Raw genomic sequence first — 12206 nt, 5'->3', positions numbered from 1 at the left:
GAACCAGACAGATATTAGTTTCTGATTCTATTTTACTATTCATTTGAGGGACGGACCTTTACTGGTGAGAACTTCAGTTAAATACAGGTCAGTTTTGAGGTCCGTCCCTCTTTCATTTCTAAATGTGCTTATAATAAATGATGGTCGCCTCTAGTTCCCCGTAAGGCGAGGTGGCGTAATCTGGTATCCTTCCTCCCTTTACGAACCCTAGGGAGGTGTACAAATGATTAGAAGGAGCTTCTTCTACTGTATCGAGAATGAGCAAGGTCCGTCCCTCTACTTTCGCTCTTTTCTCTGCGGTTTGCATGAGTTTTTTAGCGATGCCTTTTTGACGGTACGCGGGGTGGACCATCATTTTGGCGATTTCGGCTCTGTGAATACCGTTTTGCTTGGTGCAAAGATGAAGCTGCACCGTTCCTGCAATGGCTTCCCCGGCCCATGCTATATAAAGGATCACATGGGGACGCAGTGCATGCTCCCAGAACTCCACCGCAGTAAAGGGATCCATTGGGGACAAAAAACCTATGGACGCCCCGTCGTCCACGACTGTCCTTAAAAGGTGAGAAAGCTCACCTATATGCTCTTCTATGGTTGTCAGTTCTTTAATTTCCAGGTCTTTATTCATTATGGCACCTTCCCCCGCGATTCTATTATTATCTTTACTAAAGATTAAAGATTACAAATTTCATTTCAGCAACATACCTGTTAAACTTCATAACAAACTGGAACCTTTAAACTACTATTTTTTTATGTAATTTCCCCAAAAAACCAAATTTCCCTCTCTCTATAGCCTATATCTTCGTCCATGATCCTTTCCAAATAGCATATGGCCTCTAAATTCCTTGAAATCTTAATATTCCATTCTTTCAATAACTTCCCGTTCATTATCTGCGGTTTCCATTTCTGGTCCACGAAGTTCCGATCAAAAAAAGCCTTGAAAGCATCTTCTTGATTAAAAACGATGATGTTGGAGTTCCATAAATCTGAAGGATCAATCACTACAATGACCCTTGTATGAATTTCTTTCTCGGTTTTTAATTTGTACAGACGTTCACCTCTATCAAGCAATGTTTGTACGCATAATCGTTTTATTTTGAACGGGGTTTTGCTGGAGGTAATAAAATCTCTGCCAGCCGGCAATGGTAAATGCCAGTATCCATGTATAAATTGCTCAGGAAAATATACCGTTGCCTCTTCAATCCTCTTAACCATGGAATCCTTCCTTCTTTTCACCCCGCGGATTTTTTTATTTCTCACCTGTTCCCTCTCCTCCATCATTTCTATAATCAAAGTATAACGGGATATCATCCAAGCCTCTAACTTTTTTTGGAATTTCCGCATTTTTGTTATACACATACTAGAACAATTCTGTTATACTTAACATATAACAAAACTAGGAGGTGACACTTTGTTTATCCAAATTGAACCTCAGTCTGATACTCCGATTTATGCTCAGGTAACAAACGGGATCATGGAAGGGATTGTCAGAAGCGAATTGCTTCCAGGGGATATCCTTCCTTCTGTAAGGAGTCTTGCAGGTGACCTTGGTGTGAACATGCATACCGTAAATAAAAGCTATCATGAATTGGAAAGCAAAGGAGTGATCAGGATTGTTCCGAAGTCGGGTGCCGTTATTTGTTCACCTTCCGAAGGAACGATTCCACCGCAAAGGTTGAATCGGATTTCAGAAGCATTACGGCCGATTTTAGTCGAATCACTGGTCGCCGGCATGAGCGAAGAAGAGATTGCCGAATTTGTCGCGTCCATCATTTCAAACGTTAAGGGGGATTAAAAAATGGAAATGACACTTATTTTCGTCATTGTAGGCTTTCTGGCAGCACTTCAAATGGCGGTACCTTTCATTGTGAAACGAACGGTGGTGTTCGGTGTAACCATTCCTGTTGATGAGGTAAAGAATGCCCGACTTCGACATTATAAAAAACTTTATGCCATCCTGACACTGTTTGTCTCAATCATCGTGTTGGCCACCTATTTCATCTGGGCATCAATGAACACCCTCACGGAAAATCACCTCATATTTGCGGGATTGTTTATGCCCTTTGTCATCTTACTAATCTCGATGGCCCTTTATTTTTATTTTCATATGAAAGTGACGCAAATGAAAAAGCGAGAGCAGTGGTTCAAGGACCGAAAACAGGTTCGCGTTTCTGAGTTGAACCTCAGAACGAAGGATGAAATGCTCCCATGGATCGTGTATGTCGTACCCATGGTCATTACAGTCGGGTTGGTGGTGTTTACTTTATTAAATTACGCCAGCCTCCCGGACCAGATTCCTACCCACTGGGGACCGGATGGTAAGCCCGATGCTTTCACCGGGAAAACGTATCTTTCCTCTTTAACCCTTCCTCTCGTGCTACTGGTGATGAATGCCATGTTCCTCGGGATCAATGAACTCACAAGAAACTCCGGCATCAAGCTGAGCGCAGGGAATGTCAAGTCATCCCGCGTCCGTCAGCTGCGCCTGCGGAAGTACACGAGCTGGCTATTGTTCTTCATTTCCATCCTGGTGTCCATGCTGTTTACGTTCCTGCAGTTCACCACTTTGTACGAAAGCAGCGTCAGTGACCTGCTGATCATCACGATGCCACTTGCCTTCTCTGCACTTGTCCTGATTGGGACAGTCATACTCGCCATTAAAGTGGGGAAAAAGGACTCAGACCTGGATGTTGAAATCATCGATGAAAGCTCCGATGATGTGATCAACGCTGACGACGATCAATACTGGAAAGGCGGCCTCTTCTACTTCAATCCCGAAGACCCTTCCATCTTCGTAGAAAAACGCTTCGGAGTAGGCTGGACCCTGAACTTCGCAAGACCCTTGGGATACATCGTCCTCATCGGACCACTCCTAGTCATACTGATCGTGACACTCCTATGATGTAGAGGGACGGACCTCGAAAATCAAGCCAAGACGTGACGCAAACGTCCTGCTGATTAGAGATCCGTCCCTTTCTTTATGCGGTTTCCACGATTTGTCTTCCTACTGGACACTTCCATTATTCACCGTAAACCGAGGTCCGTCCCTACTAAAAAAGGCTCAATCTCTGGAAATTCGACAATTGTTATGGACAGATTGTTCGGAATACTATATAAATAGTAGATGGAAACTCACAAAGAAAACGTTTACAACACGAGATGACAAGGAGGATTCTATGTTAGATGTGCTGGACAAGATTAATTCATTCTTATGGGGGACACCAAGTTTAGTACTATTATTCGGTACGGGTCTATTCCTGACATTTATGCTGAAAGGACTTCAGTTCCGTAAACTGCTGTATGCTTTTAAACTTGCTTTCACGAAGGAGAAGCCTTCTGCATCCTCTGATCAATCAGAGGGGGATATCAGTAACTTCAAGACGCTGATGACGGCTTTATCTGCAACGATTGGAAATGGGAACATTGCCGGAGTGGCAACGGCTCTGACCATCGGGGGACCCGGGGCGATCTTCTGGATGTGGATCGTCGGCCTGCTCGGGATGGCAACGAAATACGCAGAAGCCCTGCTTGCCATGAAATACCGTGTAAAAAATAAAAACGGAGAATACTCCGGCGGTCCTATGTATTATGTAGAAAAGGGGCTCGGCAGCAAGTGGAAGTGGCTGGCCGTCGCATTCGCGTTATTCGGTGCTTTCGCCGCTCTCGGAATCGGGAACAGCGTACAGTCGAATACGATTGCCGATGTCATGGACACAAGCTTCCACATTAACAATCTGACAACGGGTATCATTCTCGCCGTCCTGACAGGATTGATCATCTTCGGAGGGATTCAGCGGATCAGTACCGTCGCTTCCTTCTTTGTTCCGGTCATGGCGTTCCTGTACATCGGTGGTTCACTTCTGATTATCGTCTTAAATTACGATATGATCATTCCAGCGTTTAAAATGATTTTCTTCTACGCATTCAATCCTGTGGCAGCTGCAGGTGGATTTACAGGGATCATTATTTCAGAAGCCATTCGCAGCGGGGTATCAAGAGGAATCTTCTCAAACGAAGCAGGTCTTGGAACGGCAGCACTGATTGCCGGTAATGCAAAAACGGATCATCCGGTCAAGCAGGCTCTTGTCGCCATGACAGGAACATTCATCGTCACGATCGTCGTGTGTACGATGACCGGTCTCGTTCTCTTGATCACAGGTTTCTGGGATCCGACAGGCGGTGCGATTTCAGGGGTCGAGCACGCCCCGACTCTTGACGGCGGGGCATTGACGAGCGCCGCGTTTGGACATGCCCTTGGTGTGGTTGGAGAGTATATCGTAGCCTTCTCCGTCATCTTCTTCGGATTCTCGACGATCGTCGGATGGTACATGTATGGAGAGAAATGCTTCGAATATATTACGAATTATCGATTTGCCAACTCCTACAGGCTTATTTACATTTTTGCCACCGGACTCGGGGCAGTCGCGAATTTAGACCTGGTTTGGGCCTTTGCCGACATGTCCAATGCCTTGATGATGATTCCGAACCTGATTGCCTTACTATTACTCTATAAAGTCATCGTTTCGGAGACAAATCATTATTTCAACGAATACATGCCGATGATGGAAGCTCAACCTAAAAGAAAAGCCAGTTAAACTAAAAACCAGGTGTGATACGTCTCACACCTGGTTTTTCATTAGTGGAACTTCATATTTACAATGACGGCCATGGATATCGATGACTTCCTTTAACGGATACCGTTTTTGGTAATAGCGGTTCAGCCCCTCATTGTCTGCGATGCAATCGAAGCGGATGCTTTTTTTACCGGACGTTCTCATAGCATTTTCAGCCCAATCCAGTAGGCTTGCCCCAATCCCTTTCCCCGCAAAATCTCTGTGAACCGCCAATCTATGTAAGTATGCAACATCATCCCCTGCTTCCTCTCCCCAAATATCCATATCCCACTCATTCGGTGCCGATTCAAGTGTCAGGGTGGCAATCGCCTTCCCCTCGTGTTCTACGATATAGGTTGATTCATTTTCAATGGAAGCGATGACTTCTTCTTTGTTTCCTTCAAGATCAGTAAGGTAATAATCCCACTGCTTCGTTCCTTTTGTAAGTAACCAGCCTGCTGCATTCACCAATAACTCCAACACTTCTTCAAGATCTTCCTTTTTCGCTAGTCTGATATCTAGAATCTCTTCTCCCATGGCAAACCGCACCCTTCCTTGTTTTACCAAATCATAACATAATCTTAATTTTCAGGCATAAAAAAACCATCCCTCTTCACACACAGGGATGGTTCCATTCATCAGGCATACCACTTATGCCACATATGGTCATTTCTTCCTCTGGCAAAGGCATCCACCCGGTTGGGTCCCCAGGAAACGACTCCAGGTGATGAACGCACGCCCCCACGTGGTGCACCAAGATCCTCCCAGTTGCTCCAACGGGAACCGTTCCACCATTTGTGCCACATATTATTGTTGTCTCCCCGTACGAAGGTGTCGATTCGATTGGTTGCCCATGAAGATGCTGCCGGAGCCCCTTCGAATCCACGAGGCGGCGATCCGAGATCTTCCCAATTACTCCATCTGGAACCGTTCCACCACTTATGCCACATCCGGTCATTGTTCCCGCGTATAAAGCAATCGATCCGATTTGGTCCCCAGGATACGGCACCCGGTGAATCCCTCAGGCCGCCCCTTGGAGCGCCGAGATTCTCCCATTGACTCCAGTTCCTGCCGTCCCACCATTTGTGCCAGAGATTATTGTCGTATCCTTGGACGAACACATCCAGCCGATTGGCTGACCATGATGACACTGCCGGATTTCCCTTGAAGCCACGTGGAGGCCCTCCAAGGTCTTCCCATTCACTCCAGCTTCTGCCGTCCCACCATTTGTGAAAAAGAATATCCCGGTTCCCCCTGACAAAGGTGTCAATCCTGTTTCTGCCCCACGATACGGCAGCTGGCGAACTCTTCAACCCCCGCCTTGGAGCTCCGAGGTCCTCCCATTCACTCCAGCGGGATCCGTCCCACCATTTATGATACATTCTGTCGTTTTCACTCCTGACAAACGTATCCAGCCGGTTGGCCTGCCAGGATGCAACGGCAGGTGAACCCTTCATCCCACGTGGCGGTGCACCAAGATCCTCCCATTCCCTCCAATTGGCCCGGGAGTCAAATGGATCCGTGTAGACAGGCTCTTGGATATATCCCTGATAAGGATGATTCTGCGGATAGTAATCATTGTATGGAACGTATTGTTGATAAGTATGTGGTAAAAACATATCTTCATAATCGTTTCTTACTTCTGCTCCAAATGGGTAACACTCATACGCTGTTGGATAAACCGGATAGCGTCGTTGAAAAAACATACTGCATCCCTCCTCAAGCCTACTGTATGCAGAAGCCCAGATGGGTGAGCATGTACAATGATTGACGATTTTTTTGTAAATGTTGAAAGTATACTTTTCAATAAAGAAAAAAGCACCCTAAACCTGGGTGCTTTTACCCTTATGACCGGAATTAGCCTTTAAACGGCTGTGGCTCTTCGAAATTTTTATTGTCTTTGCTTTTGCTAATATTCATTCCCGGCCGGGCAGCCTTATACCACTGATAACAAAAGATTAAGATCAGAATCAAATCAATCATATCACCGCCATAATACATAAGCATCCCTCCACTCTGTGCCTGATCACGGGGTATTCCGATCGGAGGATGGGCATATATGTATTTAGACAAAATGCCATGACCGCTCAAGGCAAGGATCAATACAATCCCTCTGTAAATATATCCTCTTCTATGAGGAGCCGGATCAATATATATCATGGAAATTGTAAAGAGATATCCAGCCAGGAAGACGTGGATGTGGATGAATAAATAAAGGAGTATATCGTGATGCATTGCCTTGTACAAACTGGTGGTATAAAGAACCCATAGACCTCCAATATTGAAGATAGCAGTGAAAATGGGGTCACTTACCAATCCCATCATGCGGCTTTTAAGTATGTTGGATAGTCTCCTGGCAAGGGTGACTGGCAACGTCCGCAGTGTAAGTGTTACCGGCGCAGCGAGTACCAGGAGAAGAGGGGCCAGCATTCCTAAAAGCAGATGACCAAGCATATGAAAAGAAAACTCCATATGTGCCTGCTGAGCCACCGGTCCTGATACAGCAACCAATGCACAGCCGACACCGATGACCCATAAGATTGTACGGGAAATCGGCCATGGTTTATGTTTGCGATTGGAAACTATCACAGCAAGGAGGTACAGTACTAATGCAACTATAAAAAGAACGGCTAGAATAATATTAGAATTCAATCCCACGCCTTGAGATACGTTTAAGATAGAATGATCAGTTTGCATTTGCGGTATTCTCATATCTTTTATATCTCGTATTCACAACCATTATGACCCCGAAGAGAATCATGGCAGCTGCACTCGCATTCCAGACCATGTCATACATAAGGAGATTCTCCACATAACGGATCTGATGAAGCCCCATCAGCTTATGCTGCACTGTTCCGTCATACAATTGAAACCCTCCTGCTCCAAGCAAAATCCCTCCCCACCATCTCTTCTTCCACAGCCCTTTTTTACGGCGTAAGTCAGCAAACATAAACAAACCTCCGATAGTAGCAAACCAGCTAAATGCATGAAAAATACCATCAGATACGAGCCCGATCGATGTGGTGGCCTTGTCATAAAAATGATGCCAATGAAGCAACTGATGAAATACAGCTTCATCGATAAATGCCACGATCCCCATCCCAAATAAGATACCGGCCCATAGATTCCGAGTTGAAGACGTCTTTGTGTAGTTTGCTATCATCGTTACAGCATCCTCCTTCGTAAATTATTAGCCACTCTACCCTTTCCTGTATGTGGGTAAACTTTATCTTAACCGGGTCCAAGTGTTTAGTTGATGTATTGAAATGCCGGTCTGAACCTATTCTTGATAGGTTAACTGTGAAGTACCTGGCATTATTAAAAGTAAAAAAACAGGACCTTTCGATTAGAAAAAGGCCCTGTCTTTCCATGTTACTCATGAATGACATACTGTTGATACTTCTCAAAGTCACTTACCTTGCACTCAAGGGTCAATTTTGTCCCTGATTCTTCATATTCCGTTTCCACTACATTTCCTTGTTCATTGAAATAAGAAATCAAATGACCTTTATCAAATGGAATGAGCATCTGACACTTTTTGTAATCTTTAAAAATATAGCTTTTCACAACATGGAGCAATTCGTCCATCCCGATTCTCTTCTTGGCCGATAGATAAATTCGATCCTTTTCGACTCTGGGAACTTCTCCTTCCACTAACTCTGCTTTATTAAAGGCATAGATGACCGGAATATCTCCTACTCCAATGCCTTCAAGCGTTTTATCAGTCACGTTCATCAATTTTTCATGATGGGGATCAGAATAGTCTACCACGTGTATGATGAGATCCGCTTCCAGTACCTCTTCAAGGGTTGAACGGAATGCCTTGACCAGCTGATGGGGGAGTTTGTTTACGAACCCGACCGTATCTGTCAGAAGAAATTCCTTTTTGTCCGGTAAGGTGATGTTCCTTACCGAGGTTTCCAGGGTCGCAAATAACATATCCTTCTCGAATACCTGCTTGTTCTCATTCGGATGAAAGGTTTCGACAAATGCATTCATAGTCGTCGATTTACCCGCATTCGTGTACCCGACCAGGGAAACGACGGGGATTTCACTCTTTTTGCGCTGTTTTCGCTGCGTGGTTCTCAGGTCAACCAGGGAATCCAGTTCTTTATTCAAGGCAGTAATTTTTTCTTCAATCCGGCGGCGGTCAAGCTCAAGCTTCGTTTCACCGGCTCCACGGTTGGCAAGTCCGGACCCGCCACCTTGACGGCCCAGTGATTCCCGGCGTCCAACCAGACGGGGAAGCATGTATTGCAGTTGTGCCACCTCGACTTGCAGCTGGGCTTCGCGGGTTTTGGCCCGTTCTGCAAAGATATCCAGAATCAGCATCGTTCTGTCCATCACCCGGACATCAAGCTTTTCTTCGAGGACCCGGATCTGAGAAGGCGCGAGTTCATCGTTTGTAATAAGAACATCCGCTTCCCACTCTTCTATGAGTGGCAACAGTTCTTCAATCTTCCCTTTTCCGATATAATGCACGTGATTCGGCCGGGGCAGATTCTGAGTCAGTTCCCCCACGACATCGATTTGCCTGGCATCTGCCAATCCTTTCAACTCTAAGATCGAATACTCAAAGTCATTGTTCTTATCCTTTGTATTAACGCCTATGGCGATAGCTTTTAATCTTTCTTCCATTACATAGTCACTTCCTGTTTGTTTATTTTGGTCATGATGGTGCAGAAAAAAACACAGGCCTCCGCCTGTGCTTTTTGTAAATGGATTTGAATATACCAATGGCACAAGAAGAAGACCGCATTTTCCCCCGGCGTGTTTTTCATTTTAAAAAACACACGATAGCGCCTTTCGGTAAGTATTCAATTCTATTTTTAAGAAAGTGCCATGCGCACTCCCTTCCTTCATTTCACGTTAAATGAAGAATTCCTTTAAAAATAGTCAGACCAATCCCATTTACCCTGCACACAGGCAGAGCCTTTGAACTTATTCAATTAAGCGTTCAAATTGCGGATGCGTAGTCTGATCAAAATCAAAAGGAAAACCTCCATTTCTCATAAGTTACACCCATTCTACCACACCCCGTGATGGATGGGAAGATATGGTTTGAGGGACGGACCTCCAAATTCGTTGATCACCGGTCCCGTAAAGGATATTTAGAGGTCCGTCCCTCACCGCATTACCCCACTAAAGAAAAAAGCCCCCAATCCTTCACCTTTTCCGGTTGATTCACAAACGGAAGGAGGTGAAATTGGAGGTCCGTCCCTCAACCTTACAGGATATCTTTGAAGTCCCGTGCTTGGAGGTCGAGTCGTCGGGCTGCACTGCCGATTTCTTTGAAGGCCAGGACGGCCTGTTCGTTGAGGCCCTGGTTATTTGAGATACCTGATTGTGACCGGAGTGTTCCTTCATTGATTTTTTTGATTTCGCCTGTGATTCCTTCCACATGGGCGTTCACTTCCTGAATGGAGTCCTGGACTCTCGTCGCAAGCTTTCTCACTTCACCTGCTACCACATTGAATCCTCTTCCATGTTCTCCTGCCCGTGCCGCTTCAATGGCGGCATTCAGTGCAAGAAGATTGGTTTGAGTCGCAATTTCCCTGATCGTCTTGACAATATTTCCGATGGAATGCGCCTGCAGAGTAAGAGACTCCAAGGTTTTCATATTTTCATTTGAGTCCTCTACCAGTTTCCCGGTGGCAATAGCCGCTTCTTCACTTCTCGTAATCCCCTGCTCCGCTTTTTCACTCAGCTCTTCAGACATCTTCTGTAATTCAGAAGCGACCTTTCCAATCGTTGTTTCCCGTTCCGTAATATCAGTCGCGACCTTTACAACACCTTCAAGCTTTCCTTCTTCACTATATACCGGTGTATAGGTAGCCTCCAGCCAAAGAAGATTCCCGGTCTTCGTGACCCGCTGAATTTTCTCCTGAAAGCTTTTCCCATTCCTTAAATCCCGCCACAACTTCTTATAATCCAGACTGCCGGAAAACTCCTTTGTACAAAATGTCTGATGGTGCATCCCAATCATTTCTTCTGTATCATATTCCATCGTCCTTGCAAAATTCCCGTTCACCCAGAGCACATTTCCGTTACCATCGAATTCAATCATGGCAAGAGATTCTTCAATGGCTGCTAGTATTGCAGACTCCTTAAACACTTGAGTACTATTTCTTGATTTTGTTTTCAGCACTTCGCAACACTTCCTCTTTTTCAAAAAAATTAGTAGAGACAAGACAAATATGTACCAAAGAGATAGTAGTCGTTTTATGAAGGCTCTCAGCTTGGCAGTGTGCTGGCCGGTTGCGCCACTCGCTCCTATTCACAAACAGCGCCCATTTCATCAGTGAATGATCCTTGCTTCCAACTCATATATTTGTAAGACTATCCTACTAGTTAGACCTCTATTTAACAACTATTATCCTCTGAATTTTATAAATTTTCTTCTATTAATATATTCAATTTAAAAAGACCCCCATCCTACATGCAATCCTTTGATGCAAAGGATTGCCGTAAGATCGGAGGTCCGTCCCTCAAAACTATTATTCTGTACCCTTCTTCCACTCTTCTTCCTCGATCAGCATTTTCCCCGGCCACGTGTAAGCCATGATGCCTCCGTCTGCTGTGATGTCTTCACCGGTCACGTAGGAGCTGTCGTCCGATGCGAGGAATAGAGCAACCGTCGCCATTTCTTCCGGTCTTCCCAAACGGCCCATCGGTGTGATCCACTTATTGGCCTCCCTGAATTCCTCTCCCATCTTATCCTGTTTGCTCCCGACAAGATCGTCAATCAGGGGAGTCTCGATTGTTCCGGGTGAAAGGGAATTCACTCGGATGCCATGTCGCGCATAATCAATGGCCATGGCCTTCGTAAAGTTGATGATGCCACCCTTTGCCGCATTGTAGCCGGACCGGTCAAGATCTGCCGCTTGGCCGGACATGGACGCCGTATTGATAATGGATCCACCGTTTTCAAGCATAAGCGGGATTAGATACTTGCTGCATAAAAAGGTCCCTCGCAAATCGACTGCGATGATCCGGTCAAATAGTTCGACAGGATATTCATGCACCTTCCCCCCCTGTTCATCGACCCCTGCGTTGTTAAAGAGGACATCGATCACACCAAATTTCCCCTTTATCTTTTCAGCAAACGACGTGACACTTTCCTCACTTGAAACATCAAGTTGGAATGCTTCTGCCTTCCCACCATCGCTTCTGATCCCATCGACTGTCTTATTCATTTCCTCTTCATTTATATCTGCACAAACCACCGTCGCACCTTCATGGGCAAACACTTTGGCAGTCGCTGCCCCGATCCCTGTGGCGGCCCCGGTAATCACCGCAACCTTATCATCCAATCTTCCCATAAACTAAACCCTCCTTGAAATATCTAATGAACAACATTTTCCCTATATGTGAAATAGTAAACATACAAGAGGGACGGACCTCCAGTAAGCCCCGGTTCATTCTCGAATCAAAGGCATTTGGAGGTCCGTCCCTCTTGTAATAAGAAAAAGACCCTAAAAAATTGAGGCCACTGAAAAAGTACCTCATTTACTAAACAGCGTATCTTTCTTCGAGAAATCGAAGAAAGATACGCTGTTTTCTTGTAAAATGAAGATATTACATAAAAGTGAGGGA

General features: G+C 45.3%; 12 protein-coding genes. 3 read left to right on the top strand and 9 right to left on the bottom strand.

Features of this window, described 5'->3' with window-relative positions; translation table 11 throughout:
* Nucleotides 1-118: 118 nt before the first annotated feature.
* Both V8G47_RS15390 and V8G47_RS15385 read right to left on the bottom strand, forming a co-directional pair.
* Nucleotides 119-625 (bottom strand): GNAT family N-acetyltransferase, encoded by a 507-nt coding sequence (locus tag V8G47_RS15390; RefSeq protein WP_336200884.1) that lies wholly within the window; start codon nt 623-625, stop codon nt 119-121.
* A gap of 122 nt (nt 626-747) precedes the next feature.
* Entirely contained in the window at nt 748-1257 is a 510-nt protein-coding gene (locus V8G47_RS15385; protein WP_336200883.1) for a DUF3916 domain-containing protein, read from the bottom strand.
* A 151-nt stretch (nt 1258-1408) separates the two neighbouring features.
* Here V8G47_RS15385 and V8G47_RS15380 point away from each other — a divergent pair, with 151 nt between their 5' ends.
* The 3 genes from V8G47_RS15380 to V8G47_RS15370 all read left to right on the top strand — a co-directional run bounded on the left by V8G47_RS15380 (nt 1409) and on the right by V8G47_RS15370 (nt 4592).
* Nucleotides 1409-1792 carry a GntR family transcriptional regulator gene (locus V8G47_RS15380; protein ID WP_336200882.1) on the top strand — a complete coding sequence of 128 codons (384 nt, stop codon included), beginning with the start codon at nt 1409-1411 and terminating at the stop codon, nt 1790-1792.
* Between the two features lie 3 nt (nt 1793-1795).
* Nucleotides 1796-2899: a DUF1648 domain-containing protein gene (locus tag V8G47_RS15375; protein WP_336200881.1), complete on the top strand. Its 1104-nt coding sequence runs from the start codon at nt 1796-1798 to the stop codon at nt 2897-2899.
* A 274-nt stretch (nt 2900-3173) separates the two neighbouring features.
* The gene (locus tag V8G47_RS15370) at nt 3174-4592 is read left to right on the top strand and encodes an alanine/glycine:cation symporter family protein (protein ID WP_336200880.1); all 1419 of its coding nucleotides are present in this window, start codon (nt 3174-3176) and stop codon (nt 4590-4592) included.
* A gap of 24 nt (nt 4593-4616) precedes the next feature.
* Here V8G47_RS15370 and V8G47_RS15365 read toward each other — a convergent pair whose 3' ends face one another.
* The 7 genes from V8G47_RS15365 to V8G47_RS15335 all read right to left on the bottom strand — a co-directional run bounded on the left by V8G47_RS15365 (nt 4617) and on the right by V8G47_RS15335 (nt 11932).
* Nucleotides 4617-5147, bottom strand: coding sequence for a GNAT family N-acetyltransferase (locus V8G47_RS15365; RefSeq protein ID WP_336200879.1), 531 nt, complete (start codon nt 5145-5147; stop codon nt 4617-4619).
* Nucleotides 5148-5248: 101 nt separating this feature from the next.
* Nucleotides 5249-6316 carry a carbohydrate-binding protein gene (locus V8G47_RS15360; RefSeq protein WP_336200878.1) on the bottom strand — a complete coding sequence of 356 codons (1068 nt, stop codon included), beginning with the start codon at nt 6314-6316 and terminating at the stop codon, nt 5249-5251.
* A gap of 151 nt (nt 6317-6467) precedes the next feature.
* Entirely contained in the window at nt 6468-7307 is an 840-nt protein-coding gene (locus V8G47_RS15355) for a cytochrome c oxidase assembly protein (protein ID WP_336200877.1), read from the bottom strand.
* Nucleotides 7297-7773 carry a DUF2243 domain-containing protein gene (locus tag V8G47_RS15350; protein ID WP_336200876.1) on the bottom strand — a complete coding sequence of 159 codons (477 nt, stop codon included), beginning with the start codon at nt 7771-7773 and terminating at the stop codon, nt 7297-7299. The genes V8G47_RS15355 and V8G47_RS15350 overlap by 11 nt, the downstream gene beginning before the upstream one ends.
* Nucleotides 7774-7982: 209 nt before the next feature.
* The gene (gene hflX, locus V8G47_RS15345; protein WP_336200875.1) at nt 7983-9248 is read right to left on the bottom strand and encodes a GTPase HflX; all 1266 of its coding nucleotides are present in this window, start codon (nt 9246-9248) and stop codon (nt 7983-7985) included.
* Nucleotides 9249-9837: 589 nt separating this feature from the next.
* Nucleotides 9838-10758 (bottom strand): methyl-accepting chemotaxis protein, encoded by a 921-nt coding sequence (locus tag V8G47_RS15340; RefSeq protein WP_336200874.1) that lies wholly within the window; start codon nt 10756-10758, stop codon nt 9838-9840.
* Nucleotides 10759-11107: 349 nt separating this feature from the next.
* Nucleotides 11108-11932 carry an SDR family oxidoreductase gene (locus V8G47_RS15335; protein ID WP_336200873.1) on the bottom strand — a complete coding sequence of 275 codons (825 nt, stop codon included), beginning with the start codon at nt 11930-11932 and terminating at the stop codon, nt 11108-11110.
* Between the last annotated feature and the right edge of the window lie 274 nt (nt 11933-12206).

Source organism: Rossellomorea sp. LJF3 (assembly GCF_037046045.1).
Classification (GTDB): Bacteria; Bacillota; Bacilli; order Bacillales; family Bacillaceae_B; genus Rossellomorea.
The sequence above is the reverse complement of the archived record's forward strand: the minus strand, read 5'-3'. Positions and strand labels throughout refer to the sequence as shown.

Coding starts and splice junctions, on each gene's coding strand:
- V8G47_RS15375 (WP_336200881.1), top strand. CDS start 1,796: ATGGAAATGACACTTATTTTCGTCATTGTAGGCTTTCTGGCAGCACTT.
- V8G47_RS15335 (WP_336200873.1), bottom strand. CDS start 11,932: ATGGGAAGATTGGATGATAAGGTTGCGGTGATTACCGGGGCCGCCACA.
- V8G47_RS15350 (WP_336200876.1), bottom strand. CDS start 7,773: ATGATAGCAAACTACACAAAGACGTCTTCAACTCGGAATCTATGGGCC.
- hflX (WP_336200875.1), bottom strand. CDS start 9,248: ATGGAAGAAAGATTAAAAGCTATCGCCATAGGCGTTAATACAAAGGAT.
- V8G47_RS15365 (WP_336200879.1), bottom strand. CDS start 5,147: ATGGGAGAAGAGATTCTAGATATCAGACTAGCGAAAAAGGAAGATCTT.
- V8G47_RS15360 (WP_336200878.1), bottom strand. CDS start 6,316: ATGTTTTTTCAACGACGCTATCCGGTTTATCCAACAGCGTATGAGTGT.
- V8G47_RS15355 (WP_336200877.1), bottom strand. CDS start 7,307: ATGCAAACTGATCATTCTATCTTAAACGTATCTCAAGGCGTGGGATTG.
- V8G47_RS15390 (WP_336200884.1), bottom strand. CDS start 625: ATGAATAAAGACCTGGAAATTAAAGAACTGACAACCATAGAAGAGCAT.
- V8G47_RS15370 (WP_336200880.1), top strand. CDS start 3,174: ATGTTAGATGTGCTGGACAAGATTAATTCATTCTTATGGGGGACACCA.